27 protein-coding genes and 1 pseudogene are annotated in these 26,617 nt (G+C 35.4%); 17 read left to right on the forward strand and 11 right to left on the reverse strand.

The features are described 5' to 3' along the window. Nucleotides 1-68: 68 nt before the first annotated feature. The 3 genes from cysD to CW752_RS05290 form a co-directional block, all read right to left on the reverse strand. A complete protein-coding gene (cysD, locus tag CW752_RS05280) occupies nt 69-977 on the reverse strand; it encodes a sulfate adenylyltransferase subunit CysD (RefSeq protein WP_101238715.1) in 909 nt (302 codons plus the stop codon). 9 nt (nt 978-986) lie between these two features. Continuing rightward, a complete protein-coding gene (locus tag CW752_RS05285; protein WP_101238716.1) occupies nt 987-1,700 on the reverse strand; it encodes a phosphoadenylyl-sulfate reductase in 714 nt (237 codons plus the stop codon). 89 nt (nt 1,701-1,789) lie between these two features. Next, the gene (locus CW752_RS05290) at nt 1,790-2,200 is read right to left on the reverse strand and encodes an RrF2 family transcriptional regulator (protein WP_101238717.1); all 411 of its coding nucleotides are present in this window, start codon (nt 2,198-2,200) and stop codon (nt 1,790-1,792) included. Nucleotides 2,201-2,438: 238 nt separating this feature from the next. Here CW752_RS05290 and pepT point away from each other — a divergent pair, with 238 nt between their 5' ends. The 5 genes from pepT to CW752_RS05315 all read left to right on the forward strand — a co-directional run bounded on the left by pepT (nt 2,439) and on the right by CW752_RS05315 (nt 7,257). Beyond that, the gene (pepT, locus tag CW752_RS05295) at nt 2,439-3,686 is read left to right on the forward strand and encodes a peptidase T (protein WP_101238718.1); all 1,248 of its coding nucleotides are present in this window, start codon (nt 2,439-2,441) and stop codon (nt 3,684-3,686) included. A gap of 4 nt (nt 3,687-3,690) precedes the next feature. Next, entirely contained in the window at nt 3,691-4,260 is a 570-nt protein-coding gene (locus CW752_RS05300) for an energy transducer TonB (RefSeq protein ID WP_101238719.1), read from the forward strand. A 532-nt stretch (nt 4,261-4,792) separates the two neighbouring features. Further along, nucleotides 4,793-5,389 (forward strand): porin family protein, encoded by a 597-nt coding sequence (locus CW752_RS05305; RefSeq protein ID WP_101238720.1) that lies wholly within the window; start codon nt 4,793-4,795, stop codon nt 5,387-5,389. Between the two features lie 79 nt (nt 5,390-5,468). Further along, nucleotides 5,469-6,518: a sensor histidine kinase gene (locus CW752_RS05310; protein ID WP_101238721.1), complete on the forward strand. Its 1,050-nt coding sequence runs from the start codon at nt 5,469-5,471 to the stop codon at nt 6,516-6,518. A gap of 1 nt (nt 6,519) precedes the next feature. Next, nucleotides 6,520-7,257: a LytR/AlgR family response regulator transcription factor gene (locus CW752_RS05315; protein ID WP_101238722.1), complete on the forward strand. Its 738-nt coding sequence runs from the start codon at nt 6,520-6,522 to the stop codon at nt 7,255-7,257. Nucleotides 7,258-7,394: 137 nt separating this feature from the next. Here CW752_RS05315 and CW752_RS05320 read toward each other — a convergent pair whose 3' ends face one another. The 5 genes from CW752_RS05320 to CW752_RS05340 form a co-directional block, all read right to left on the reverse strand. After that, nucleotides 7,395-8,300, reverse strand: a complete 906-nt coding sequence (locus CW752_RS05320) for a DUF6268 family outer membrane beta-barrel protein (protein ID WP_101238723.1) — start codon at nt 8,298-8,300, stop codon at nt 7,395-7,397. A gap of 99 nt (nt 8,301-8,399) precedes the next feature. Then, nucleotides 8,400-9,617, reverse strand: coding sequence for a multidrug effflux MFS transporter (locus tag CW752_RS05325; RefSeq protein ID WP_101238724.1), 1,218 nt, complete (start codon nt 9,615-9,617; stop codon nt 8,400-8,402). A gap of 167 nt (nt 9,618-9,784) precedes the next feature. Further along, nucleotides 9,785-10,606 carry a helix-turn-helix domain-containing protein gene (locus tag CW752_RS05330; RefSeq protein WP_101238725.1) on the reverse strand — a complete coding sequence of 274 codons (822 nt, stop codon included), beginning with the start codon at nt 10,604-10,606 and terminating at the stop codon, nt 9,785-9,787. Nucleotides 10,607-10,696: 90 nt separating this feature from the next. Then, nucleotides 10,697-11,761 carry a thiamine-phosphate kinase gene (gene thiL / locus CW752_RS05335; RefSeq protein WP_101238726.1) on the reverse strand — a complete coding sequence of 355 codons (1,065 nt, stop codon included), beginning with the start codon at nt 11,759-11,761 and terminating at the stop codon, nt 10,697-10,699. 89 nt (nt 11,762-11,850) lie between these two features. Then, entirely contained in the window at nt 11,851-12,345 is a 495-nt protein-coding gene (locus CW752_RS05340) for an acyl-CoA thioesterase (protein ID WP_101238741.1), read from the reverse strand. 114 nt (nt 12,346-12,459) lie between these two features. Between CW752_RS05340 and CW752_RS05345 the strand changes: the two genes are divergently transcribed. Then, a complete protein-coding gene (locus CW752_RS05345; RefSeq protein WP_101238727.1) occupies nt 12,460-13,662 on the forward strand; it encodes an NAD(P)/FAD-dependent oxidoreductase in 1,203 nt (400 codons plus the stop codon). A 28-nt stretch (nt 13,663-13,690) separates the two neighbouring features. Next, nucleotides 13,691-14,098 carry an energy transducer TonB gene (locus CW752_RS05350; protein WP_101238728.1) on the forward strand — a complete coding sequence of 136 codons (408 nt, stop codon included), beginning with the start codon at nt 13,691-13,693 and terminating at the stop codon, nt 14,096-14,098. A gap of 38 nt (nt 14,099-14,136) precedes the next feature. Here CW752_RS05350 and CW752_RS05355 read toward each other — a convergent pair whose 3' ends face one another. Beyond that, nucleotides 14,137-14,535: a DUF2809 domain-containing protein gene (locus CW752_RS05355; protein ID WP_101238729.1), complete on the reverse strand. Its 399-nt coding sequence runs from the start codon at nt 14,533-14,535 to the stop codon at nt 14,137-14,139. A gap of 189 nt (nt 14,536-14,724) precedes the next feature. Here CW752_RS05355 and CW752_RS05360 point away from each other — a divergent pair, with 189 nt between their 5' ends. Together CW752_RS05360 and CW752_RS16845 are read left to right on the forward strand one after the other, a co-directional pair. After that, complete coding sequence (locus CW752_RS05360; protein ID WP_101238730.1) at nt 14,725-15,552, forward strand: hypothetical protein; 828 nt, start codon at nt 14,725-14,727, stop codon at nt 15,550-15,552. Nucleotides 15,553-15,878: 326 nt separating this feature from the next. Next, a complete protein-coding gene (locus CW752_RS16845; RefSeq protein WP_185117577.1) occupies nt 15,879-16,040 on the forward strand; it encodes a hypothetical protein in 162 nt (53 codons plus the stop codon). 27 nt (nt 16,041-16,067) lie between these two features. On the opposite strand, the gene mutS is transcribed toward CW752_RS16845, so the two are convergent. Further along, nucleotides 16,068-18,656 (reverse strand): DNA mismatch repair protein MutS, encoded by a 2,589-nt coding sequence (gene mutS, locus CW752_RS05365; protein WP_101238731.1) that lies wholly within the window; start codon nt 18,654-18,656, stop codon nt 16,068-16,070. A gap of 131 nt (nt 18,657-18,787) precedes the next feature. Here mutS and CW752_RS05370 point away from each other — a divergent pair, with 131 nt between their 5' ends. Further along, nucleotides 18,788-19,318, forward strand: coding sequence for a GNAT family N-acetyltransferase (locus CW752_RS05370; RefSeq protein WP_101238732.1), 531 nt, complete (start codon nt 18,788-18,790; stop codon nt 19,316-19,318). A 211-nt stretch (nt 19,319-19,529) separates the two neighbouring features. On the opposite strand, the gene CW752_RS05375 is transcribed toward CW752_RS05370, so the two are convergent. Then, on the reverse strand, nt 19,530-20,408 hold the full coding sequence (locus CW752_RS05375) for a cupin-like domain-containing protein (protein ID WP_101238733.1): 879 nt from the start codon (nt 20,406-20,408) through the stop codon (nt 19,530-19,532). A gap of 189 nt (nt 20,409-20,597) precedes the next feature. Here CW752_RS05375 and CW752_RS05380 point away from each other — a divergent pair, with 189 nt between their 5' ends. From CW752_RS05380 to CW752_RS17015, 7 genes and pseudogenes are all read left to right on the forward strand, one after another. Beyond that, nucleotides 20,598-21,620 (forward strand): virulence RhuM family protein, encoded by a 1,023-nt coding sequence (locus CW752_RS05380; protein ID WP_101238734.1) that lies wholly within the window; start codon nt 20,598-20,600, stop codon nt 21,618-21,620. 44 nt (nt 21,621-21,664) lie between these two features. After that, entirely contained in the window at nt 21,665-22,543 is an 879-nt protein-coding gene (locus tag CW752_RS05385; protein WP_101238735.1) for a bestrophin family protein, read from the forward strand. A 509-nt stretch (nt 22,544-23,052) separates the two neighbouring features. Next, on the forward strand, nt 23,053-23,583 hold the full coding sequence (locus CW752_RS05390) for an RNA methyltransferase (protein ID WP_101238736.1): 531 nt from the start codon (nt 23,053-23,055) through the stop codon (nt 23,581-23,583). A gap of 187 nt (nt 23,584-23,770) precedes the next feature. After that, a complete protein-coding gene (locus tag CW752_RS05395; RefSeq protein ID WP_101238737.1) occupies nt 23,771-24,424 on the forward strand; it encodes a CBS domain-containing protein in 654 nt (217 codons plus the stop codon). 1 nt (nt 24,425) lies between these two features. Then, nucleotides 24,426-25,292 (forward strand): NAD kinase, encoded by an 867-nt coding sequence (locus CW752_RS05400; protein WP_101238738.1) that lies wholly within the window; start codon nt 24,426-24,428, stop codon nt 25,290-25,292. Nucleotides 25,293-25,361: 69 nt separating this feature from the next. Further along, on the forward strand, nt 25,362-26,432 hold the full coding sequence (fbaA, locus tag CW752_RS05405) for a class II fructose-bisphosphate aldolase (protein WP_101238739.1): 1,071 nt from the start codon (nt 25,362-25,364) through the stop codon (nt 26,430-26,432). 90 nt (nt 26,433-26,522) lie between these two features. Then, nucleotides 26,523-26,617 (forward strand): annotated as a pseudogene (locus tag CW752_RS17015) (acetyl-CoA carboxylase carboxyl transferase subunit beta); the annotation flags it as partial.

Here is a 26,617-nt window from a genome sequence, read left to right on the forward strand (position 1 = left end):
ATCAATAATGAATAATTGTCGATGACAATACTTTATGTCATCATTGATCAATTATTTTTTATCATTTATTAAAAATAGCCCCCTTTTTTACGGTCTTCCATCGCAGCTTCGGTAACCCTGTCATCAATTCTGGTCTCTCCTCTTTCTGAGATTCTGGTGGCCAGGATTTCTTCTATAACCCGATCTACTGTAGCTGCTTCAGATTCTACCGCTGCGGTACAGGTCATATCTCCCACAGTTCGGTAGCGTATTTTTTTGGTAATTATAGTATCGTTTTCTTCTAACGAAGCAAATTCCGAATTGGCAATCCATTGCCCGTTAAGGTCTACTACTTCTCTTTCATGCGAAAAATAAATAGAAGGAAGATCTATATTTTCTTTTCGGATATAATTCCAGACATCCAATTCCGTCCAGTTGCTGATCGGAAAAACCCTTACGTTTTCACCTTTATGAATTCTTCCGTTGAAAATATTCCATAGCTCAGGACGCTGAAGTTTAGGATCCCATTGTCCAAACTCATCCCTTACTGAAAAAATTCTTTCTTTAGCTCTGGCTTTCTCTTCATCTCTACGCGCTCCACCAATGCACGCGTCAAATTCAAACTCTTCAATAGTATCAAGCAAAGTAAACGTCTGCAGCCAGTTACGACTCGGAAAACGACCTTTAGGCTCAGTCAATTTTCTTTCCTTTATTGTATCTTCCACCTTACGAACCACCAGATCTACTCCTTTTTGTGCTACAAGCTGATCTCTGAAATCCAACACTTCAGGGAAGTTGTGTCCTGTATCCACATGAACAAAAGTGAAAGGTATTTTACCGTAAGGAAATGCTTTTGAAGCCAGGTGAGCCAGAACAATACTATCTTTTCCTCCACTGAATAAGAGAGCAGGACGTTCAAACTGTCCTGCAGTTTCTCTTAAAATGTAAATAGATTCAGATTCTAATTGGTCTAAGTAATTGATATGATATAGTGACATAGTATATTTTTATTGATGAATATGTAAACCGCATTCTTTCTTATCAGCATCCTCCCACCACCAGCGGCCGGCTCTAAAGTCTTCTCCTTCTTTGATCGCTCTCGTACATGGTGCACAGCCGATACTTACAAATCCTTTTTTATGCAGATAATTATAAGGCAGATGGTGAGCCTGGACATAGTCTTCTACCTGTTTCGTCGTCCAATCCAAAAGCGGATGAAATTTGATAATCTGATGATCTGCATCCCATTCCAGCTGAGGCATTTGTTTTCTTCCTGTAGAATGTTCAGACCTTAGACCTGTGATCCATACTTTGTATTCTTTAAGTGCTTGTTTCAAAGGCTGAACTTTACGGATATTGCAGCAGGCTTTTCTTTGATCTACCGACTGATAGAATGAATCCGGTCCATGTTCTGAAACAAATTCCTGCAACACGTCCTGGTTCGGATAATAAGCTTTGATCTTTTTTTTAAAAAAAGCTTTTGAAGCAGCCCATGTTTCATAGGTTTGTTCAAAAAGCCTTCCTGTATCCAATGTGAAAATGTCAATATCAAGGTTTTTTATCAAATGAGTCACTACCTGATCTTCATAACTAAAGCTGGTAGAAAAGATCACTTTCCCAGGAAACAATTCTGACAGTTTTTCCAAAAAATCTACCTTAAACTCTTCTCCCGAAGCCTCTTCCAGTAATTTATTGAATTCTATTTCAAGATTATTTTCCATTTGCAATTGAGTTTAACTGTTGCAAATATATATTAATTTTCTACATGTCCTACCAAATTAGTAGAATTTAACATTAAAAAAAATTTAGCTTATTTCAAAAATGACGTAAGTGTAGCTTCCATCATACTTTTCCTGGTTTTTTCGCGGACAATAATCAATTCTTTTCTAAGATAACAGACTGCCTCATCAACACAGTCATCGCAAGCTTCATAAAAGTTTAAAGAAACACACGGAGTAAGAGCAATAGGTCCTTCGAAAATTCGATAAATATCTGCCAGCGAAACCTCATCGGGTGATTTAAGAAGGTAATATCCTCCAGCAGTTCCTTGTTTACTATTTACCAATCGGGCTCTTTTCAACTCCAAAAGAATCTGTTCCAAAAACTTTTTAGGAATATTCTCATCCTGAGCAATAATCGCAGTTGGCAAAAACCCCTGATTGTAGTTTCTTGCCAGTCTTACCATTGCTTTTAAAGCATATTTGCAGCGTTTGGACATCATAATCCATGCAAGTTATAACAATTTATCCGATTGGCGAAATATGGATGCAAGGATCAGTTTTAGAAGTTAGAAAGGACACTTTATTTTTGACATATATTTTATTCAAGCACTAGAGATTCTTCACTACGCTACGCTCCATTCAGAATGACAGCCCTTACTTATTTATGCTCAGAAAGATGCCATAAAAATAAAATCTGAACGATATACATCGTATATTTGTTCAAATTTATGATATCTGATGAGTACAATAGAATTTAATCAATTGTGGAAAGAGAAATTACTGAATCGTTTTCTCAGCTATGTAAAAATATATTCAACAAGTGATGCTGAAAGTGAAGCAACTCCTTCTACCCCTCGCCAGTGGGACATCGCCAATTACATTACTGAAGAACTAAAGACGATTGGTTTAGAAAATGTTTCAATTGATGGTAATGGTTATATTATGGGGTATATTCCCTCTAACCTTGAAAATGATGACAGACCTACGATTGGATTTATTTCACATTACGATACATCACCTGATTTCAGTGGGGAAAATGTAAAACCTCAGGTTTGGGAAAATTATGACGGAAACGACTTGTTGTTGAATCAAACAACAGGATTCACTTTATCTCCTTCAAGATTTGAAAGTTTAAAAAAATATATTGGCCAGACGTTGATTACAACGGATGGGAATACCCTTCTTGGTGCTGATGATAAAGCAGGTTGTGCAGAGATTGTAACAGCCGCTGAATACCTTATTGCTCACCCAGAAATCAAACACGGAAGAATTGCAGTAGGATTTACTCCTGATGAAGAAATCGGAAGAGGAGCTCATAAATTCGATGTAGCAAAATTCGGTGCCGAATGGGCATATACGATGGATGGTGGAGAAGTTGGAGAATTGGAATACGAAAATTTCAATGCTGCCGGAGCAGTCGTAAAAATCCACGGATTAAGTGTACACCCTGGTTATGCTTACGGAAAAATGATCAATGCAGCTCTTCTAGCAGCAGAATTTGCACAAACGCTACCTGCTAATGAAACTCCTGCAACAACAAAAGGTTTTGATGGGTTTTACCATTTAATGGACATTACAGCTGATATTTCTGAAGCTAAACTTCAATACATCATTCGTGATCACGATGCAGATAAATTTGAAGCCAGAAAGAAATTGATGGAAGAAAAAGTAGCCGAATTCAACCAAAAGCATGGTGAAGGAACCGCAGAAGTGGAAATCAAGGAACAATACAGAAACATGAAACAGCAGTTTGAAGGCAAAATGCATATTGTAGATCTTGCAGCCAAAGCGATGAAAGAAGCCGGTATTGAACCTAAGATTAAAGCGATCAGAGGAGGAACAGACGGAGCACAGCTATCTTATATGGGACTTCCTTGTCCTAATATCTTCGCTGGAGGAATCAATTTCCACGGACCATACGAATATGTTGCTTTAGAAAGCATGGAAAAAGCAACTGAAGTTATTATCAACATCGTAAAAGCTTAATACAATGATTAAAAAGCTCTTAGCATTAGCATTCGTGATTACTTTTGTCTTCAGCAATGCTCAAGTTTCTGAATTTCAAAGGGCAGATTCCCGTTACGAAAGAAAGAAAAAGGCTTTATATAACAAATATCCTAAGCCTAATGATCTAAGAACTAAAAAGGAATGGCTTTTAACAGAAGAAAAAATATCATCGTATAAAAATGCGTTGGATAAAGTTTCTGTTGAGGATAAAAAGTTGATTGCATTAGATCCTCCTACAAAAACAAAAGTGTCTAAAGAAGCCGAATATGATAAAGGTAAAGAGTCTTTCCAAAAGCTTTTGTATGAAGCAGTGGACCTTGCTTTCTTAAATTTCTCTCCGGACTCTTATAAAGCAACAATGACTTTTACAGTAGATTCTAAAGGAAATGCTTTAGATGCCAATGTAAAAGGAAATAATGAAGACGTAAATGCCTTCATTGAAGCAGCTTTTTATCGCATTAAAGAAAAAGGCAAATGGAAACCGGCAGAAAATAATGGGAAACCGGTATCATCCACAGTATCTATTCCTTTAATTTTAACATTTAAAAAATAAATACAATGCTGCCCCAAAAAGGCAGCATTTTTTTTTGCTGCTAATCCACAAATCTTTTTTCATTCGTGGATTAGTGTCATTTTCTCGGAACAACAGCAAAAGTTGTGGGGCTTAGAATATTTAGATCTGTTTAATTTTAAAATTTCACGCAAAGGATTTCTATTATCCGGTGTTGTATTTTAGGAGGCAAAGAGCTGAATCAATTGTATAGATTCTTTCTAAGCGTACACATATCTACATCCCTTCATTAGCGACTTTTGTCGCTTTCTTAGCTCTCTTATCAATAATGAATTAAATCTTGTCTTTGCGTTGAAATTAAATTTCAATATAAAGCTTAGAGGCGTGAAAGATAGAACATTTTTCCTCTTTAGATTAACCAAACTTTTTGCTTAGTCCACAACTTTTGGGACTGATCCATTTTCTCTTCTTAAAAAATAAATTTATCCTATTATTCTTACCGTTCATCAAATAAAATTTCATACCACCTTCCGGATTTGTTGTTTTGCATCAAATTTCTAACAATAATAAAATTATGAAACAACATTTTTTAGCATTAAGTGCTTTGTTATTATGCATTACCTGTTCTGTAGACATTCAGGCTCAGCAGACCCCTGCTTTTCATATCGGGGTAAAGGGAGGAACCAGTTTTACCAAAACCTCAACGGAGTCTTCTTCATTGGAAGGGAAATACGGCTTCGGATATCAGGCCGGGGTAATCACCAGAATGGATATTGGAAGGCTGTATGTACAAGGAGAAGCCTTATTCAACAAAAGAAAAACTTCTTACGATATCAAGGATGGAAGTTCTGCAAAGCTAACCTGGAATGCTATTGATATTCCTGTAGTAGTGGGATATAAAGTAGTACAAACCGATGATTTTAACTTTAGGGTATTTGCAGGAGGGGTTTACAGTTACGCATTCAATAATAAAATATCGACTTCACAAGCTATTCAGGAAGGTTTTAAAAATTTTGACAAATCAAATATTGGAATTACAGGAGGTATAGGTGTAGATTATAAAAATTTTACGATAGATCTTAGGTATGAAAAGGGATTATCAAGTATCAGTAAAGATTTTAAGTCCAAACCCCACAGTTTCAGCCTGGGAATAGGTTATTTCTTATTCTAAAAACTTAAATTATCTTTACCATTTAGAAACTGTGCTCTTGCAGTTTCTATTTTTTTATAAATCCACTATCAATTATCCTATGACAAAGCCCTTTGTTTTAAGAGAATATATATTTATTGTTATTTTTTGGCTTGTTTTTGCCATTGCCCTTTGGTTTAATTTTCAGGACTCTTCCGGTTCATATGCTGCTTTGATTCAATCTTTTATTATTGTAATCAGCTCATTTATATTTACTCACTATCTGACAAACAAACTTCTTCCCAAGGCATTACGTCTAAAGAAGAAGAGAACTTTTTTACTTCAGGCAGTATTTATTATTCTGTTACTTAGTCTCATTTACTCTTTCGTTTTCACTTATATAGAAGTAGGGCTAAAAAGATCTCTCCCACCCCATTTTTCAGATCATTTACCTATTTTATGGAAAGGCTTCTATCTGGCTCTTCCCGCCTCTTTTTTGATCTGTGGAGCAACTTGTGGCATTAAATTTTATCAGGAACACGGGAAAATAGAACGGGATCACATCCTTCTTCAGCAAGCTCACCTCGAAAACCAGCTTAAATTGTTACAAGATCAGATCAACCCCCATCTTGTTTTCAACATTATGAACCATATCCATATTCTGATGAAAACAGATACACAGCTTGCTGATTTTTTGCTGATGAAATTTTCAGACATTTTAAGATATCAACTTTATCATTGCAACCAGCCATTGGTCCTGTTAGATAAAGAAATTGAATACCTTCAAAATCTGGTAGAAGTGGAAAAATTACGATGGGGAAATGAACTGAATGTACAAGCAACTTGGGATATTAATTATAAAAAAGCCAATATTGCCCCATTGTTATTGGTTCCTTTTATTGAAAACGCCTTCAAATATGTTTGCAGACTTCCGGGGCACAAAGGCTATGTGAAAATTATTTGTAAAGAAGAAAATGAAAAGCTTTTCTTTTATGTTGAAAATTCATACTCAGATATGACCTTGTATAAAAAGAAAGACGGAACCGGAGGAATTGGGCTTCAAAATGTAAAAAAACGTTTAAAATTACAATATCCTGATTCCCACGATCTGAAAATTGAATCCAATGATCTTGTTTATACCGTAACTTTAACCTTAGAATTATCCCAATAAAATGAGCACTAATAATATCCCTAAAATGAAATGCCTGATTATAGATGATGAGCCTTTGGCAAGATTTCACCTTAAGGAACTGGCAGATCAAATTGATTTTTTATCCGTAGAGGGAACCTGTGCTACCGCATTGGAAGCCGATACAAAAGTAAAGGAAAGTGAGATAGATCTTCTTTTTCTGGATATTAATATGCCTTATCTGAGTGGTCTGGACTTCCTTGAACAGCTTGAAAACCCTCCTCTATGCATTCTAACCACAGCTTATTCTGAATATGCATTGGAAGGATTTCGCCTTCAGGTGGTGGATTATCTTTTAAAGCCTATTGCTTTTAACCGTTTTTATCAGGCTGTTAATAAAGCGCAGCAACAATTTATCATCAATGAAAAATTGAAGAAAAATACTCCTTTAGATGATCCTTTTCTGTATGTAAGACAATCTGATACTTTTATCAAAGTTTCCTGGGTTGATATTTTATATATAGAAAGTATGCAGAACTATACTAAGCTGCATTTTAAAGATAAATGTCTGGTTATCCATCAGACCATGAAAGCCATTGAAGAGTCTCTGCCCTCCGAACACTTTTTCAGAATCCATAAATCATTTTTAATCAACATTATACATATTGATATGATTTCAGGAGGACGCCTCTTTATCAATAAAACAGAACTTCCTATTTCCCGCACCCGAAAAGAAGAATTGCTCAATCAGGTCGTCTATAAAAAGCTGATTAGTAAGTAGAAAAGTTGGAAAAGGGAAGCTGGAAGAAGGAAGTCCAAAGAATGACTATTTATCTGTCTCAAGATATTTATAACCTTATAGTAATCAGTTGTAATTACAGTTAAAAACGCCCTGCCTCCTCCTTCCGGTTTCCGGTCTTATAAATTCCAGCGTAATGCAACAGCAACATAGAATGTACTGGCAAATCTGGGATCTTCCATTTTTTTAGTTTTAAAGATACTTTTGATTTTTCGGTCACTTTCACTGAAACTTCTCAACAGAGCAGTTCCTCCCGTAACACGAAGACTAAGTTTATCACTCAGCTGAATTTCAGGCCTTAAACCTGCTGTAATCTGCTGGTAACCTACCAGTACAGACTTTCCGTCTTTATTTCTTTCTGCAGACATCCCACTAAGATCTATGGCTGCCTTTAAAGAAAACTCATCTGAAAACTGATATCCTGCTTCCATTCCTTCAGGGAAATTGATCCTAACTTTGATTTTCCCATTAGTTTTCCAATCAAAATAGATCCATGGTAAAACCATAGGAACACCAAATGCTGTTGTAAGAATCGGACCTCCTCCCAAAGCAAGATTAGGATTAAAGTGCCTTACAAAAACAATTCCTCCCTGTCCTAATACATCGTCAAAAGTTATTCTTTCCAAGTCAGTATATACTCCCACTGAAGCCATCATCATCATACTCCACTTCTTTCCTAAAGGACGCATATGCTGGATTCCCACCTGGGCATTTAGCATTTGAGAGGGAAATAGCTGGGTTTCATAGTTTTTATGGGTCATTTTTGCATAAGACCCACTTAATAACATTGACCAGGCTTTCACTTTACCGTTACTGTCTTTTTTTACAGATAAAGGAATGTTCAGATTCAATCCTATCCTTTTAAAATCACTTGTGGAATTTGTTTTTACACTGTCTTCAGGACGAATATAGCTTGAAGCAGGAATATATTCTGTTTTCAACTCAGCAGATATCCCGGATTGTGCACTCACCCAATATCCTAATGGCAACAGACAGCAAAAAGCTGTCAAAAGGTTTCTCTTCATAATTTTTAATTTGATGCAAAGAGAAACCTTTGTCTATTTTTTACAAAAAATACTTGATTAAGTGCCCGGATTCTGTGACGACAGGATTAAATAACAGGATTAAAAATCTTCCAAAGAAACTTCCGCCGGAACAGTCACTTTTTGACTTTTAAAAATTCGATATCCAAACCAAACTGCAATGAAAGCCATTCCGGTACGCGTTACCACCATAGGCATGATTGAATTGGCCTCTAATAAACCTAAAAGTCCGGACATTAAAAAAGTAACCATCAACTGTGTAAATCCCAGTAATGCTGCTGCCGTACCACGTCCTTCTTTAAAAGGTGACAATGCATGAGCGGATGTAATAGGAAATAAAATACCAATAGCCAATAATGACAAATACAACATCGCTATTTCTAAAGCTACAGAAAGGTTTTCAGCAGCAATCAGAATATGAAGGGTACAAACGACCAAAAGGACAATAGTAGCAATAAATAAAAGATTTGAATTGCTTATTCTCTTAATCAATTTAGGCGTGATATAAGCTGCAGTAATCAATGCCAATGAATTAAAAGCAAATATAAAACTGAAGACACCACTTGAGAACCCATGAAGCTCCATGAATAAAAACGGAGCATTCGAAATATAGATGATCAGAGAGGCAAAAGCAATACTTCCTACCATTGTACTGTTGATGAAATCCCGATTTGAGATGATCATCTTCAATTGATCTTTTAATCCTTTTTCATCTTTGTGTGCATCTGGCTGACTGATTCTGGTATTGGTCTCAGGAACATATTTGTATACCATAAAGAAGGTGATCAGACCCATAATGCATAAAAAAGCAAATGAGCTATTCCATCCCCAGAATTTAAGAAATACACTTCCTAACAATGGCGCAACGATCGGAGCAATACCACTGATCTGTGACTGTTGTGAAAATATAGTAACAGATTTCTGTTTGTCGTAAAGGTCAATAATAATTGCCCTCCCGATTACAATTCCCGCACTTCCTCCAAATGCCTGTAAGAAACGCATGGCCCATAAAACATAAATATCAGAAGTAAAATAAATGGCGGTTGCTCCTATGATAAACAGTAAAAGTCCACAATACAGCATGGGCTTTCGTCCTTTTTTATCCGAGAGAGGTCCCCATAATAGTTGTCCGAATGCAAAACCTGCAAAGAAAACAGAGATAGATATCTGGATATGCCCGATATCGGTTTTAAAAATTTCAGCCATGCTTGGAAAAGCAGGAAGATAAAGATCTATACTTAAGGATTCTAACGTGTTGAGTAATGCTAAAATGAACACTACAATACCTAACTTCTTCATAAATTGTAAGCCTTCACAGGCGATTTTTTTCAGTGTGCAAAAATGCCTTAAAAAACAAAAGATTACAATAAAAGAAGTGAAGGAAGTATAGGACAAACTGAAGATTCAAACATAAAAATAAATGAAAAACACTAGTTTAAATACATCGCAATTGTAAATATTGAAGATTATCTTTTTTCATTATTCTTAAAAAAGTCCGGGTTTTGGCCAGTATGTTTTTTAAAAAACCTTGAAAAATATGAAGCATCGTTAAAACCAAGTTTAAAAGCAATCTCCTTCACGGTGAGTGCTCCAAAGCTTAGTTCTCTTTTGGCTTCCAGGATAAGACGTTGATTAATCATCTTTTTTACTGTTGTTCCTCTCAGAAGACGTACAATATCATTCAGATGGTGAGTACTTATCTTTAATTTTTCAGCATAGAAACCTGTTTTCTTTTGCAGTATATAATGTTTTTCTATGAGCCCTACCAACTCCTGAATTCGTTGACGGTCATTCAATAATGGTTCCTGAGGATTTATTTGTTCCCCTATGATGATACAAAAAGCTTTCAGATAGGCCTTCAAAAGCTCGGTCCTTGAAGTGGTTTTATATTCCTGCTCAATCAATGAGATCAATGTACTGCAGGTTCTTTTGTTTTTAGGGTCTAAAAAAAACGGGAGCACACCTCCGGTAAGTACAGATTCAATATCACAGGCTTCATTAAATATTTCACGGCTTATCGCCATAGCATACCCCTCTTCTCCTTCTACTTTCATATTGAAAGCCTGTCCCGGTGCAATAATGCAGATTTGATTATTTTCAAGTGTATAGCTTTCAAAATCCAGCTCTAAACGGCTTTTTTCATACACCTCTCTAAACCAGATGATTTCAAAAAAATTATGTCGGTGTACATCATGGAAATTCTCCGGGCCTGCTGCACTCAGTGTACTCATCTGAAATTCTTCAGATGTAAGATGATGCATTGGTATCTCTTTTTCCGGTATACTCATCACTGTATTTTAAAATAGATAAATAATAAACAAAAACCACAGCAAAAAAAATGCTGCGGCTTTCTACAATATTTAAAATTAAATATAATTTTATCCGTTTTGTTGGCTTCCTAAGAATGCATCCCAGCCTTGAGCGGTAAGTGCAACAAGTTGGTTTGAACCTCTGGCTACCATAAAGTTTCCATCTTCTTTTTCCACAGCATGTCCTATAATCGTAAAATCAGGATGGTTTTTAATCTTATCAAAATCGTTGGGTGAAATTGTGAACAATAGCTCATAATCTTCACCTCCACTTAATGCAGTCATCATAGGGTTTAAATTCATTTCATCCGCTGTAGAGATCGTAAGACTGTCCATTGGAACTTTCTCTTCATACAATCTGAATCCTACTTTGGACTGATCGGAAAGATGTAGGATTTCAGAAGCCAGCCCGTCAGAAATATCAATCATGGAAGTTGGCTTAATATCCAGTTCCTCTAAAATTGTTTTAACATCCGTTCTTGCTTCAGGTTTCAATTGTCTTTCCAGAATATAATCGTAACCTTCCATTTCCGGCTGCATATTCGGGTTGGCTAAGAAAACAGCATGTTCTCTTTCCAGAATCTGTAATCCCATATATGCACCTCCCAGGTCTCCTGATACTACAAGAAGATCATTAGGTTTTGCACCACTTCTTTTTACGATATTCTCTTCATTTTCAATCCCTATAGCTGTAATACTCATTACCAGTCCCGCATTAGAACTTGTAGTATCACCACCAATAAGGTCCACTTTATACCTCGTACAAGCTGCCTGGATTCCGGAATAGATTTCCTCTAACGCCTCCACCGGAAAACGATTTGAAACGGCAAGAGATACTAAAATCTGAGTGGGAGTAGCATTCATTGCCGCAATATCACTAAGGTTTACGACCACTGCTTTATAACCCAAATGTTTTAATGGAACATAGCCCAAATTAAAGTGAACTCCTTCTGCTAAAACATCTGTCGTAAGGACTACTTTTTTATTTTCAGGATTAATCACTGCCGCATCATCTCCTACCCCAAGTTCCGAAGATTCGTTGGATAGGGGAAAATGTTCAGTCAAATGCTTGATAAGACCAAATTCTCCTAGTTTTGAAATGGGCGTCAGCTCCTGTGATTTATCTTCAAACATAAAAATTTATTTACAACGATAACTGATAAGCGATAATTTAATTTACTTCTAATTTTTCAGAATATCATCAATCAATTATCATTCATCATTTATATATTAATTTCTGCCGGATCAATATTGTGTGGGTGGAAAGGGAGTTTTTTGAAATCCTCTTTACTCAGCACTACTGTTTCCGGGCTCTTATATTTATTCATTGCTTCCACGACATCATCCGGTGGGGTTGTCATTTTTCTTAGCATCATATCGATCCATACCCCTGTAGCTTCAGCTGTCGCACAGTGTACTCCATCCGGAGTATAAAACTTGTGAACAAAACGATAGATTGCAGAATCTTCTGAGCACCCATCAATTTCAACACTTACAATAACCGTTTGATCTGCATAGATCTCTTTGAAAAAAGAATATCTTTCATGCAGAATAACCGGACCGATTCCCCATCTGCTCAATTGGGTAACCCCCATTTTTTCTTTGGTCATAAAAGCCATTCTGGCTTGTGCACAATACTGTACATAGGATGAATTGGCTAAATGTTTGTTGGCATCAAGATCGCTCCATCTCACCTCAAATTTATGGTAGAAAATCATATGAAAATCGTTTTTGATATAATTAAAATTATAATCTTCAAAAATACTCAAATAAGATGGTTTATAAAAATTGTAATTTTGGAAAAATAATCTTCAGCATAGGATTACATATACATGAAACAGATCATCATTATCGGAGGCGGTGCTGCAGGCTTTTTCTGTGCATCCAACCTCGACGAAAAAAAATATAATATTACGATTTTAGAGCAGAACTCTGACGTACTTCAGAAAGTAAAAATCTCCGGAGGGGGACGTTGCAACGTCACCCATGCTTGTTTTGACCCAAGAGAATTGGTTCAGTTTTATCCACGTGGAAATAAAGAATTGTTAAGCGTCTTTACCAAATTCCAGCCGGGAGATACCATGGATTGGTTTGACCAGCGTAATGTTCCATTGAAAATCGAAAATGACAACAGAACTTTCCCGGAAAGCAATTCTTCCCAAACGATCATCAATACTTTTTTGAATGAAGCTCAGAAAAAAAATGTAGTTGTACAAACAAAATGTAGTGTTAAAGATATTGAAAAACAGGGCGAAAAATATTTGGTGAAAACCAATTCCGGTGATTTTGAAGCAGATTATATTGTGTATACAACCGGAAGCTCTCCAAAATCACTGAAAATTGTACAAAATCTGGGACATAAGATTATCGATCTGGTTCCTTCTCTTTTCACATTCAATATTAAAGATGAATTATTAAAAGATCTTCCGGGAACAAGCTTTGAAAATGCAGGGGTTTCAATTCCTAAATTAAAAACAGAAGAAAGCGGACCGCTTTTGATTACCCATTGGGGACTTTCCGGACCGGCAGTCTTGAAAATTTCTGCCTGGGAAGCGATAAATCTTGCTAAGCTCAAATATAATTTTGAAATTGAGGTTAATTTTATCTCCATCGACATTAATGAAGCTGAAGAAATTTTCCAGAATTTCAAACAAGGCAATCCTAAAAAGTCTATTGGACAATCCAAAGTCTTTGATATCACCAATAGATTCTGGCAAAAAATACTGGAAATTTCAAAAGTCGACCTTAACAAGCAAGTTGCCAATATTTCAGGAAAAGAAATGCAAAAAATCCTGGAAAACCTTTGCAGAAAAAAGCTTCAGGTTACCGGAAAATCAACATTTAAAGATGAATTTGTAACAGCAGGGGGAGTTGATTTAAAGGAAATTAACTTTAAAAACATGGCTTCAAAATTGCTTCCTAATTTTTATATTGCCGGTGAAGTCCTGAATATTGATGCCGTAACCGGAGGTTTCAATTTCCAGGCATGCTGGAGTGAAGGATGGTTGATCTCCCAAGATTTGAACAGTTTATAAAATACCACTCAAAATAAAATAATAATCTATGAAAAAATTAATTCTTTTATCATTTTTATTGGGATGTAGCCTATGCTTTTCTCAAGTAAACGACGAAAATATTCCCCCTACTCGTGGTACTCCAAGTGATAGGCCGGAAGATCGTAAACCGGCAGAATATCCCGGTGGGATTACTGCATTTATGCAAGAGGCTGCCAATAAAATACAACCAAAAAAAATAAAAGGAGTTACAGGAAACATACGGGCTAAGGCTAAGTTTTCAATTAATACTAATGGTGAGATTGAAAAGGTTTTTGTAACAGGGGACAATCAGGATTTTAATAAAGAAGTGGAAAGAGTAATTCTCTCTATGAGCAAGAAATGGAAACCGGAAGAATACAAAGGAAAACCTGTACTAAGCTGGTACACAGTTCCTATCACTCTTAATTTTGATTAAAAATGCTTTTCGCCAAAAGAAGATAATCCTAAACCATGTCAAGGTTTGAAACCTTGGCATGGTTTATTTTTTAAATTAATTCCGATATACAGCAGCAGGCACCCTATCGTATAACAAAGGATATCAATCCACGAGAAAGAATTTCCAATAACAACATACATTAAACTTCCCTGACGGAAGCCTAATTTTTCGGCAATATTGAAATATTGTGCAAATTCTACAGCAAAAGAAAAAATTAAAACTCCCAAAATCAATTTCTGATCATTCCTTACCTTAATAAAACTCTTTACGAAAGTATAGATGAGTATCACTACAATCACATCCCCAAGATAAGCTCTTATAAAGAAAATATCTTTCCATATTGTAGCAATTAAAACCTCAACCAGGAAAATGAAAAGGGTTAGAAGAAAGTATTTCAGGTTAAATTTCAACTCCATTTTTATCGTTGTTTAGTAAAAACTATTTCAACAAATATATATTATTTCTCCCCTCTGGTCTGAACATTCAACACGAATATTATTGTTAGTGTTAAATACATTTCTGAACATCATATCGGTATTTCTAGAATTTTATTTTTTCAGTAATTCATTTTTTGATATTTTTACAGCCATTAAAAAATTAAAACCATGAAAAAAACTTATTTGCTTCTGCCAATATTCTTTTTGGCTTCATGCTCTAGCAGTAACGATGACTCTACGTTACCAAATAATGGAAATAATAATGATAATAGTCCGGTTTTGGTTACCAAAATGACCTTAGACGGTGATGTCTCAACACTTACTTATAACGGTACAAAAATTTCTCAGATCAAAAATATTACAGATGGAAGTATAACAACTTTTGTATATGATGGTGATTTGATTTCTCAGGCAGCAACAAGTGGGGCAAACTCATCAGTTACAACAAAGTACACCTATGATGCCAAGAACAGACTTACTAAAAAAGCAACTTCAGGTAATGATTCTGGAGGACTTTGGACTGCAGAAAGTAATTATAACTACCAAAGTAACAACAATGTAACCATACTTACTACGTTAACAACTCCATCGTCAAAAAGAACAGAGACAAGAAATGCCGTGCTTAATGATGATGGTTCCATCAACAGTTGGACAGGTACCCTTACCCATACTATAAATAATACTTCTCAAACGGCTACAGTCACTCTAAAACCTATTGTATATGATACTAAAAATTCTCCTTTGAAAAATATAACAGGGTATTCGAAGATCATTGATATGGAAGATGAAACCGGATCAACACATAATACTTTAAGTTACAACTATACTGTCAACTATAATAATGGTACCGGAACTGAATGGACGATATTTAAATCAAATTTTGAATATAATACAAGCGGTTATCCTACCAAAGAAATCCGAAGCTATTACGACAAAACAGGGACTACAGCTACAGGCTCCACAGACGTTAATACATACGAATACAACCACTTATAAACACAAGAGAGCTTAAAGCTCTCTTTTTTATTTGTTTCAAAAAAACAAGTTAATTTTTTCACAACACGAAGAATTATATGAATAATTTTATATATTTGATTACAACTAAATTAAAAATATCATGAAAAAATTAAACAATCAAAAGAGAAAACTTAGTAAAAGTGAATTAAAAGAAATTAATGGTGGTGGCGGACCACAGTGTGTTTCAACTTGCTTTTGTAATATTGATGGAGAAATGTCAATAAGATCGTGTACTCTTAAAGGAGCTTGTTGTTAGTCATCTGATTTAATATACCTTACATCAATCAAACCAAAATCAACATATTATGAAAACATCAAATTTCCCAAAAACAAAACTTACCAAAAGAGAATTGAAAAGCATTAAGGGAGCTGGTCCAATCTGCCCAATAGTAATCAGCTGTACGGATCGCAGAACCGGAAAAGAACGATCAGGAGTACCTGGGGTTCAGGATGAATTTTGTTGTTAATCTTATAACATAAAAAAAATGATTGGACTATCCTCCAATCATTTTTTTTATCGCATTCAGCTTCATTAAAGCTTCAATCGGTGTTAAAGTATTAATATCAATTTTTGTAAGTTCTTCCCGTATATTTTCCAAAACGGGATCATCAAGTTGGAAGAAAGAAAGCTGCATATTTTCCTCTGTTACTCTTTTGATCTTTTCTGATGCTCCACCATCCTGAGTTCTGCTTGCTTCCAAAGTCTTAAGGATCTCATTCGCTCTGTTAACCACTTTTGCAGGCATTCCGGCTAATTTTGCCACGTGAATACCAAAACTGTGTTCACTTCCACCCGGCACCAGCTTTCTCAGGAAAATAATATTTCCTTTATTCTCCTGGATAGATACGTGGAAATTTTTTACCCTTTCAAAGTTTACCGTCATCTCATTCAATTCGTGATAGTGGGTAGCAAACAGTGTTTTAGCCTGTGTAGGATGCTGATGTAGATATTCTGCAATAGCCCAAGCAATGGAAACCCCATCATAAGTAGATGTTCCACGGCCAATTTCATCCAGCAAAATAAGGCTTCGTTCTGAAATATTATTCAAAATATTCGCCGCTTCATTCATTTCTACCATGAAGGTTGACTCTCCTGCAGAAATATTATCCGTGGCCCCTACCCTTGTAAAGATTCTGTCCAGCATTCCTATTTCAGCATGTTTTGCGGGTACAAAACTTCCAATTTGAGCAAGTAAACAAACGATGGCAGTTTGACGAAGAATCGCAGACTTACCGGCCATGTTTGGTCCCGTAACCATAATAATCTGCTGAGCATCTTTATCTAAGAAGATATCGTTCGGAATGTATTTTTCTCCTAATGGAAGTGCATTTTCAATAATTGGGTGTCTTGCCTCTTTTAAATCAATAGCATACCCATCATTCAGAATAGGTTTTGTATAACTTTCAGAAACAGCCAGTTCAGATAATCCTGTTGCTACATCCAACTGTGCAATAATGTTGGAATTTCCTTGAATCTGGTCAATATAAACCATGGTTTCAGCACATACATTTCTGTACAACTCACTTTCCAGGACTCCAATTTTTTCTTCAGCACCCAAAATTTGATTTTCGTATTCCTTTAATTCTTCAGTAATATATCTTTCAGCATTCACCAGTGTTTGCTTTCTTACCCAGTCATCCGGAACTTTATCTTTATGGGTATTTCTAACTTCAATATAATATCCGAAAACATTATTAAAATCAATTTTAAGGCTTGAAATTCCCGTTCTTTCAATTTCCCTTTGACACATTTCATCCAAAAAGCCACGTCCTTTACTTTGAAGATTTCTCAATCTGTCAAGTTCTTCAGAAACACCATCTTTTACAACATTACCTTTGGCAATATTTACCGGAAGTTCCTCATTAAGATGACTCTGTAAAAACCTGATCAGCTCGTCCAGATCAAATAATGGTTCAAGCCAGGCCAAAACATCAGCGTGAGGATGCAATAAGGCTTTAATTTTATGAATGTTAATTAAACTTTGACGCAGGTATCCCAACTCTTTCGGTGATATCTTTTCAGCAGCCAGTTTTCCCATTAATCGATCCAAATCGGAAATCGACTTCAACAACTGACATATTTCATATTTCAGATGATCATTTTCATTCAGGAAATCGATCAGAGAAAGCCTTCTCATAATTTCATCCACCGATTTCAAAGGAAGAATAATTCTTCTCCTTAATAATCTTCCTCCCATCGGAGTAGACGTTTTATCGATAATATCCAACAAAGATTTCCCTTGAGGGTTGCTAGGATAAACAATCTCAAGATTTCTCAAGGTAAAATTATCCATCATCAGATAATCTTCCTGTGGAATGATCTGAAGTTTTGTAATATGGGAAAGCAGATTATGGTGAGTATCTTCCACCAGGTAAGCAAAAATAGCTCCTGCTGCTGTAATGGCTAATGGAAGTCCTTCTATACCAAAACCTTTTAAAGAATTAGTTTTGAAGTGATTCGTTAACTTTTCGTAGGCAAAATTATATTGAAAAGCCCAGTCTTCAAGCTTAAAAGCATTTTTATTTTTAAGCTGCTCAGGCATTTGTGTACTCCTCTGGAAAATAATTTCACTAGGGTCAAAAGTATTGACAATATGCAACAACTTATCCAAATTCCCCTCACTTACCAGAAATTCTCCAGTCGAGATATCCACTAAGGCAATTCCATACTTCTCTTTCTCTTTGTGTAAAGAAAGCAGGAAATTGTTCTTTTTTGAATTTAATACCTGGTCGTTGAATGTAACTCCGGGAGTTACCAATTCTGTAACCCCTCTTTTCACGATTCCTTTTACCATTTTCGGATCTTCCAACTGATCACAAATCGCAACCCGCATCCCGGCTCTTACCAGTTTCGGAAGATAAGAATCTATCGAATGATGCGGAAATCCTGCCAACTCCACGCTTCCTTCGCCATTATTTCTTTTGGTAAGAACAATTCCCAGAATCTGTGAAGTTTTCACGGCATCCTGCCCAAAAGTTTCATAAAAATCACCCACCCTGAAAAGTAAAAGCGCATCAGGGTATTTAGCCTTGATGGTATTGTACTGCGTCATTAATGGAGTTTCCTTCTTCGATTTTGCCATAGTAAAAAATGAGCCCCAAATTTAAAAAAATAAATTTAGGGTTATGGAATTGTTTGCCTGTTAATCTTTCAGTGTACTTTTCCTTACTCAGGAATTAATCGTATTTTCACCATAAAATATAATAACCTCCCATGGAATTTCCTGTTTTAGAAACCGAAAGACTCATTTTGCGACAACTTACTCTGAATGATACTCAGGACCTTTTTGAATATTTCTCCCAAGACAAAGTAATGGAATATTATGATCTTGAAGCTTTCAAAACTGAAGAAGATGCTCTACGCATTATTCAACATTTCAACAGTGAGTTTGAAAAAGGAAAAGGATTCCGATGGGCATTAGCATTAAAATCCGACGGCAAAGTCATTGGTACCTGTGGCTATCATAATTGGTATCGGGAACACTTTAAAGCAGAGATAGGATATGAGCTTAACCCGTTATTCTGGAAACAATCTTATATGAAAGAAGCTATACTTCCAATTCTTACCTATGGTTTTGAAGAAATGAGATTACACCGTATAGATGCTTTTATTGATCCCGCCAATATTTCCTCAGAAAAACTGCTGACTTCTGTAAATTTCCAGGAAGAAGGAGTCCTTAGAGATTACTTTTTTGAAAAAGGAAAATTTGTGGATGCCAAAATCTTCGGACTGATTAATAGATAGATTGCTTTTTAAGGCTGGAAGCTGGAAGTTACTATTGACAGGAGGCTTTTATATATCTGTAAGTATACAAGAACAAGAGATTCTTCCTTCGTCAGAATGACAATAACACAATATTAGATATAAGAATTAAATATTTTTAGGAATGGCTTAAATTGACTTTTCGGCAAAAATAACTTCCATCTTCCCGCCCCCATCTTCCATCCTAATTATATTAATTCCCTTTTCCCAAATGTTTCTCCAAAGCTTCCGAGCTTTTCTTATATGCCCACTTTTGCTTGTAATTCACCCACTTAGCTTTAAACAGTTTACGCATAAGTTTATCCGTATACCTCATGATAAAAACATGATACAGCATATTGGCAAAAACATTAGGCTTATTAGGAAGAGCTCTTAATGATAGCGAAAAGCCAGGCTCCAAGTACCTGTTGAAATGCCAAAAAGCACCGGGAATAAACAGAGCATCTCCATGTTCCATAAAAATTTCATATCCTTTGGCATATTGCAAAGCCGGAAATTTTTCATAATCAGGGTTTTCATAATCTACATCGTAGATCGTATGGACGGATAAAGGAACTTTATATAAGAAAGCAGATTGTTTTTGGTCAAATAAAAGTATTCTCTTTTTACCTTCAAAGTGAATATGCATAAAATCACCCAAATCCACATCATAATGCATCAAAACATGAGCTTCACTTCCACCGAAAAATAAAGTAGGGAGTCTTTTAAAAAATTTCATTCCGAGATCCGGGTAAGTAAAGTTTTTCAATAGCTCCGGAAGCCTATCTGTAATGATGTAAAAAAAGATCCGAAGATCCGAAGGTTTACTTTTAATCGTATCAATGTATTCCTTCATTTTCATATGGGTTACAGGAGCATCTGAACTCTTGGCAGCATCAGCCGGTTTATTATCATATAACGGAACTTCCTGATCTCCTGCCTTTTCACGGATATAAGCAAGATTCCATTGATCATAGGCATCCCAACGGCTGGCAAAATTCTTAATGAGAAGAGGTTTTTGCTTCTTGAAATAATTCTTCTGAAAATCTTCTTTACTGATATCGTTGACTACATCTACCTTTTCTAGGATCATTTATTTTGTATTTAATGCGAAATAAAAATAGTATTTTTTTAAAAATTGAGAAAATTTTAAAAGAAAGGAAAAGATAAGAGATATTAAGCCTTTTGCATTTGAACAATCTATAAACTTTTTGATAAAGATTTCCCACCAATTCTAAAATTCAACATTTCATTTTTAGATTTTTTTTTGGAACTTTACCCTATGGAGGAGAATGTTCAAAATTTTATTCTTTATACAACTCCAAATGGAGATGTAAAACTTGAAGTGCTATTGCAAAACGAATCTGTTTGGCTTACTCAAAAAGCAATTGCAGAGTTATTTGGAGTTGACAGAAGTGTTATTACGAAACACTTAGGTAATATTTATGAAACCAATGAGCTTCAAAAAGATTCAACAAGTGCAAAAATTGCACAAGTTCAACAGGAAGGAAGCAGAAAAGTAAATAGAGAAATGGAGTTTTACAATCTCGATGCCATTATTTCAGTCGGCTATCGTGTAAATTCCTCCAAAGCCACACAATTCAGAATTTGGGCAACGCAAACTCTCAAAGACTATATTATTAAAGGTTTTGTTTTAGATGATAACAGACTAAAGCAAGGCCAGGCTATATTTGGTAAAGATTATTTTAAAGAATTACTCCAAAGGATACGCTCGATCAGAGCCAGTGAAAGGAGGATATATCAACAGGTTACTGATATCTTTGCAGAGTGTAGTATTGATTATGATAAAAATTCTGAAGTTACTCAGGGATTTTATGCTATGGTTCAAAATAAGTTTCATTATGCTATAACGGGAAAAACAGCACCAGAAATCATTTATTCTACTGCAGATAAATCCAAAGATAATATGGGTTTAACAACCTGGAAAAATGCTCCTGATGGCAGAATCCTCAAACAAGATATAGTAGTTGCCAAAAATTATTTGCAGGAAAAAGAAATACAACAATTAGAAAGAACCGTCACCGGGTACTTTGATTACATAGAAGGATTAATAGAAAGACAAAATACTTTTACCATGCAACAACTGGCTGAGAGTGTTAATAAATTTTTAAGCTTTAATGAATATAAGATTTTAGAAGGGAAGGGCAATGTTTCCAAAATTGTTGCAGACAAAAGAGCCATTGAAGAATATGAGGTATTTAACAAAACTCAGAGGATTATCTCTGATTTCGATAAGGAAATACAAAAAATAACATCCTTCAAACCGAAAAACCCTAAAAAATAATTCAAAAATTCCAGAATTTAAAAGCATTCAAACAGATACAACATATGAGAGTCTACAATACCAAACATTTTCTTAAAATCCTTTTCAGCTTACACAAAAGCGATACCTTAAAAATCCTTTTTCCAAGTATGATTCTGATTGGGCTATACTCTTGGGGAATTCAATATCTGGAAGTTGAATATTTTCACCTCACCTCAAAATCTGCAGTAAGTAATGTGGGAATGATCCATTCATTATTGGGTTTTGTATTATCTCTCTTATTGGTTTTCAGGACAAATACGGCTTATGACAGATGGTGGGAAGGCAGAAAACTTTGGGGAAAACTGGTTAATGATTCCCGAAATTTAGCCATAAAAATCAATACGATTCTTGGTGACCATCGACAGGATGCAGAACAAATTTCAAGATATTTAAAATTCTTTCCGCATTTTTTAGCCAAACATCTTTCTAAAGAATCTACAAGACTCGCTTTGGATGGAGATTATTCTGAAATTGAAAAATCATTACAAAACCATGGCCCAAGTGAAATCATTATACTTTTGAGCTATAAATTAAATCAATTAAAAAAAGAAGGAAAGATTTCTGATGTTGAAATGCTTTATCTGGACACTCAACTTTCCGGTTTCCTGGAAATATGTGGTGGATGCGAAAGAATTAAAAATACACCGATTCCTTATTCTTACTCTTCTTTTATCAAAAAATTCATTATTCTGTATGTATTTGCCCTTCCTATTGCTTATGTAATTACCATCGGACTTTTCATGATTCCTCTTACTGTTTTTGTATACTACGTTTTGATGAGTCTCGAGCTTATTGCAGAAGAAATCGAAGATCCTTTCAACAACGATGAAAATGATATTCCCATGGAAACATTAGCACAAAATATTGAAAAAAACGTCCATCAGATTATGATCAAAAAATAATATATCAACTTATTATGCATTTTGAACCAAAATCATGTGAGATCGGGAGAAGGAAGTCCGGTAAAAGGGTTGGGAGCCGGAAGAAGGAGGCTGGAAGTTACTTTCAGTTATAATGATTGAAAGCCCACGACATCATTAATTTTTGCCTTAAGATCGATAAAAAAGATGAATCGTTATTCTTTATGCCCTTCATCACTTCCAGCTCCCGGCTTCAAAACTGCCTTATTCCGAACTAACGTTAAAATATCAAAATGTACAACGGGTTATATCATTTATTCTATAGGTTTATTTCAATATTTTGCCAATATTACACTGTAAAGTATAAGTATTTTATTATTTTTGAAATAGAATAGACCTTAACGCTTTTTTGATGCCCTATTTTTAGTATTAAAATTTTATAAAAACAGCATCAAATGAAAGAGTGATACATAACTCATGTGTATAGAAATAGGGCACTAGAAAACAGAAGTCTGTAAAGACCGAAAATTAATCTCAACAAGACAAGACAATTGGTACAGAAATTAAAGCTAGAAGAACTTAACCGGATAGATGTAGAAACATTTAAAAAAGTTGAGAAAATTCCACTGGTTATTATTTTGGATAATATCAGAAGTATGCATAATGTAGGGGCCGCCTTCAGAACGGCGGACGCTTTTTTAATTGAAAAAATTATTCTTTGCGGAATTACCCCTCAACCACCCCATCGCGAAATCCATAAAGCAGCATTAGGTGCTACGGAAAGTGTAGACTGGGCCCATGAAGTAGATACCAATGTCGCCATTTCTGATCTTAAGAGCAGAGGATATGAAATCATAGGTATAGAACAAACAACGGACAGTCAGCCTATTACTGATTTCAATATTGATAAATCAAAAAAATATGCCCTGATTTTAGGAAACGAAGTGGAGGGAATAAGTGACGAAGCACTTCCTAATATTGATGTATTTTTAGAAATTCCACAGCTTGGAACCAAACATTCTCTCAATGTAAGTGTATGTGGTGGAATCGTAATGTGGGAGTTTGCAAAAGCCTTAAAATAAAAAAACTGCATATGTCGTTAGTAGACAGTGCAGTTTGAAATAAATCTAATAAAAAGTAAAAATGAAAGGCGACAAAGGTACCTTTTTTTTCTTTACAAACAAATTTTGAGATCGCTTTTTTTATTTTAACTCAAAAAAAAAGACGTTTTCAGAAAAAGTTTCGTTTAATTTTTTATAAATTAGCACAATGTTTATTAAGGATTATATCTCAAAAGACTTCCCGTGTTTTAGCCTGTCTGATTCAATAGAGTCAGCCAGAAATACGTTAGAAGATTTTGGATATTCCCACATTTTCATCAAAAAATCTCATCACTTCTATGGAGCTCTTGCCAAAGACTTTCTTTATGAAGAAGATGGAGGAACATTGAAAAACCTTGAACATCAGATCGAACGATTTGCCATCCTGGAGGATAACAATATTATGGATAGTATCCGCTTATTTTATACCTTCAGCTCTAACGTGATTCCGGTAATCAATAAGAATGAAAAATACCTGGGTTATATTACTTGTGATGATATTTTTCAGAATCTTTCCCGCTATCCGCTATTTTCGGAGTCCGGAGCCATTCTTACCATAGAAACTCCTGCCAGAAAATATTCAATGACGGAAATTGCCAATATCGTGGAGAGCAATAACTCGAAGTTCTATGGTGGCTTTATCAGTTTTATGTCTGACGAGGTCATTCATATTACCATAAAGATCAGCAATGAAAATCTGGCCTCAATAGACGCAACTTTTGACCGGTATGACTACAGAATCGTTGAAAAATACTATTCTGACGAGAGAACCGACCTCTTTAAAGACCGATTTGGTTTTCTCCAAAAATTCATAGAAATCTAACATGAAGGCAGCTATATATTCACAGAAAAAAGATCTTGATACTTTTTTATATTTAAGCAAGTTTATCTCTGAACTTGAAAGCAGAGGGGTAAAATCTGTTCTGTATGATGAAATGGCAGAAGCGCTTCAGTTTTCAAAAATTTTCGAAACCTTCAATAGCAAACAGGATCTTTTAGATAAAGAAGTTGATCTTTTCTTCACATTCGGTGGAGATGGTACGATTGTGAACTCATTAACCTTTATCGAAGATCTTGAAATTCCCGTTGTAGGAGTGAATACAGGAAGACTGGGATTCCTGGCTTTTTTTACTAAGGAAGAAGCCTTCAAGGAATTGGATTCTATTTTAAAAGGAGATGTAAAAACCAGTCGCCGTTCCGTAATAGAAGTTGTATCTCCAAAATTGGAAGGAGTTTTTCCTTATGCATTAAACGATGTTACCGTTTCCAGAAAAGAAACAACATCCATGATTACTGTTGACTCTTATATCAACAATGAATTTTTGAATGTATTTTGGGGCGATGGTGTTATCATTTCAACCCCGACAGGATCTACAGCATACTCTTTAAGTTGTGGCGGACCAATCATTTCTCCGAATAACGAAAATTTTGTCATCACTCCTATTGCTCCTCACAATCTGAATGTAAGGCCTTTAGTAGTAAATGATAAAGTCGAAATCAAATTCCGAGTGGAAAGCAGAGTTCCTCAGTACTCACTTTCTTTAGACTCGAGATTAATACATATTGAGACAGATAAGGAAATCATCATCAGAAAGGCAGCATTTCAGCTTCTTTTGGTACAACCCAATAATTTGAGTTTCTACGAAACAATCCGCCAGAAGCTACTTTGGGGAAGAGACAAAAGAAATTAGCAATTTCTTAAAAATGATTACCTTTACAGGAAATTAAACACCTAATAAATTTATAATAAAAAGTAAAACATGAGCAGAATTTTTCCGGCAGGAGTTGCCACAGGTCAGTTAGTTACTGATATCTTTCAGTATGCTAAAGAAAACAAATTTGCATTACCTGCAGTAAACGTAATTGGATCAAGCAACGTAAACGCTACGATGGAAACTGCAGCGAAATTAAACTCTCCTGTAATTATCCAGTTTTCAAATGGAGGAGCTGCTTTCAATGCAGGGAAAGGATTAAGCAATGACGGACAGAAGTCTGCAATCTTAGGAGCAATCGCAGGAGCAAAACACATCCACACTCTTGCAGAAGCTTACGGAGCAACAGTAATACTTCACACAGACCACTGTGCAAAGAAATTATTGCCTTGGATCGACGGATTAATGGATGCTAACGAAGAATTCTTCAAGCAGACAGGAAAATCTCTTTACTCTTCTCACATGTTGGATCTTTCTGAAGAATCTTTAGAGGAAAATCTTGAGATTTCAGCTCAATATTTTGAAAGAATGGCTAAACTTCAGATGACTCTTGAAGTAGAAATCGGAGTAACCGGTGGTGAAGAAGATGGTGTTGACAACTCAGATGTTGATAACTCTAAATTATATACTCAACCTGAAGATGTAGCTTATACATATGAAAAATTAAAAGCTATTTCCGATAACTTTACGATTGCTGCTGCATTCGGTAACGTACACGGAGTTTACAAGCCAGGAAACGTAGTTCTTACTCCGAAAATCCTTGACAACTCTCAGAAATATGTTCAGGAAAAATTCGGAACTGCTGCTAAACCAATCAACTTCGTATTCCACGGAGGTTCAGGATCTACTTTGGAAGAGATCAGAGAAGCAATCGACTACGGAGTAATTAAAATGAATATCGATACTGACCTTCAGTTTGCTTATACGGAAGGCGTTAGAGATTATATGGTGAACAATATCGACTATTTAAGAGCTCAGATCGGAAACCCTGAAGGAGAAGAAAAACCTAATAAGAAATTCTATGACCCGAGAGTTTGGGTAAGAAAAGGTGAAGAAACTTTCTCTTCAAGATTGGTGAAAGCATTTGAAGATTTAAATAACGTAAATACTTTAAAATAAGAACTGTACATTTGTATCAATGTAAAAAGTATTCATAAGAAATACATTTACATTGGTACATTTTACATTTATACATTAATACAATTAAAAATGGCATTCGACTGGTTTAAAAGAAAAGCAAAAAACATTACCACCTCTACTGATGAAAAAAAGGACGTTCCCAAAGGCCTATGGCATCAGACTCC

Origin of the sequence: Chryseobacterium sp. PMSZPI (assembly GCF_002835665.1) — a bacterium.
GTDB lineage: Bacteria > Bacteroidota > Bacteroidia > Flavobacteriales > Weeksellaceae > Chryseobacterium.

What these genes read in the sequence shown, in the direction of transcription:
- CW752_RS05305 (WP_101238720.1), top strand. Translation starts at nt 4,793, where the DNA reads ATGAAACAACATTTTTTAGCATTAAGTGCTTTGTTATTATGCATTACC.
- fbaA (WP_101238739.1), top strand. Translation starts at nt 25,362, where the DNA reads ATGAGCAGAATTTTTCCGGCAGGAGTTGCCACAGGTCAGTTAGTTACT.
- CW752_RS05395 (WP_101238737.1), top strand. Translation starts at nt 23,771, where the DNA reads ATGTTTATTAAGGATTATATCTCAAAAGACTTCCCGTGTTTTAGCCTG.
- CW752_RS05320 (WP_101238723.1), bottom strand. Translation starts at nt 8,300, where the DNA reads ATGAAGAGAAACCTTTTGACAGCTTTTTGCTGTCTGTTGCCATTAGGA.
- CW752_RS05375 (WP_101238733.1), bottom strand. Translation starts at nt 20,408, where the DNA reads ATGATCCTAGAAAAGGTAGATGTAGTCAACGATATCAGTAAAGAAGAT.
- CW752_RS05400 (WP_101238738.1), top strand. Translation starts at nt 24,426, where the DNA reads ATGAAGGCAGCTATATATTCACAGAAAAAAGATCTTGATACTTTTTTA.
- CW752_RS05310 (WP_101238721.1), top strand. Translation starts at nt 5,469, where the DNA reads ATGACAAAGCCCTTTGTTTTAAGAGAATATATATTTATTGTTATTTTT.
- CW752_RS05380 (WP_101238734.1), top strand. Translation starts at nt 20,598, where the DNA reads ATGGAGGAGAATGTTCAAAATTTTATTCTTTATACAACTCCAAATGGA.
- CW752_RS05370 (WP_101238732.1), top strand. Translation starts at nt 18,788, where the DNA reads ATGGAATTTCCTGTTTTAGAAACCGAAAGACTCATTTTGCGACAACTT.
- pepT (WP_101238718.1), top strand. Translation starts at nt 2,439, where the DNA reads ATGAGTACAATAGAATTTAATCAATTGTGGAAAGAGAAATTACTGAAT.
- CW752_RS05330 (WP_101238725.1), bottom strand. Translation starts at nt 10,606, where the DNA reads ATGAGTATACCGGAAAAAGAGATACCAATGCATCATCTTACATCTGAA.
- CW752_RS05325 (WP_101238724.1), bottom strand. Translation starts at nt 9,617, where the DNA reads ATGAAGAAGTTAGGTATTGTAGTGTTCATTTTAGCATTACTCAACACG.
- mutS (WP_101238731.1), bottom strand. Translation starts at nt 18,656, where the DNA reads ATGGCAAAATCGAAGAAGGAAACTCCATTAATGACGCAGTACAATACC.
- CW752_RS05345 (WP_101238727.1), top strand. Translation starts at nt 12,460, where the DNA reads ATGAAACAGATCATCATTATCGGAGGCGGTGCTGCAGGCTTTTTCTGT.
- CW752_RS05315 (WP_101238722.1), top strand. Translation starts at nt 6,520, where the DNA reads ATGAGCACTAATAATATCCCTAAAATGAAATGCCTGATTATAGATGAT.
- cysD (WP_101238715.1), bottom strand. Translation starts at nt 977, where the DNA reads ATGTCACTATATCATATCAATTACTTAGACCAATTAGAATCTGAATCT.
- CW752_RS05350 (WP_101238728.1), top strand. Translation starts at nt 13,691, where the DNA reads ATGAAAAAATTAATTCTTTTATCATTTTTATTGGGATGTAGCCTATGC.
- CW752_RS05340 (WP_101238741.1), bottom strand. Translation starts at nt 12,345, where the DNA reads ATGATTTTCTACCATAAATTTGAGGTGAGATGGAGCGATCTTGATGCC.
- CW752_RS05360 (WP_101238730.1), top strand. Translation starts at nt 14,725, where the DNA reads ATGAAAAAAACTTATTTGCTTCTGCCAATATTCTTTTTGGCTTCATGC.
- CW752_RS05385 (WP_101238735.1), top strand. Translation starts at nt 21,665, where the DNA reads ATGAGAGTCTACAATACCAAACATTTTCTTAAAATCCTTTTCAGCTTA.
- CW752_RS05300 (WP_101238719.1), top strand. Translation starts at nt 3,691, where the DNA reads ATGATTAAAAAGCTCTTAGCATTAGCATTCGTGATTACTTTTGTCTTC.
- CW752_RS05355 (WP_101238729.1), bottom strand. Translation starts at nt 14,535, where the DNA reads ATGGAGTTGAAATTTAACCTGAAATACTTTCTTCTAACCCTTTTCATT.
- CW752_RS16845 (WP_185117577.1), top strand. Translation starts at nt 15,879, where the DNA reads ATGAAAACATCAAATTTCCCAAAAACAAAACTTACCAAAAGAGAATTG.
- thiL (WP_101238726.1), bottom strand. Translation starts at nt 11,761, where the DNA reads ATGTTTGAAGATAAATCACAGGAGCTGACGCCCATTTCAAAACTAGGA.
- CW752_RS05285 (WP_101238716.1), bottom strand. Translation starts at nt 1,700, where the DNA reads ATGGAAAATAATCTTGAAATAGAATTCAATAAATTACTGGAAGAGGCT.
- CW752_RS05290 (WP_101238717.1), bottom strand. Translation starts at nt 2,200, where the DNA reads ATGATGTCCAAACGCTGCAAATATGCTTTAAAAGCAATGGTAAGACTG.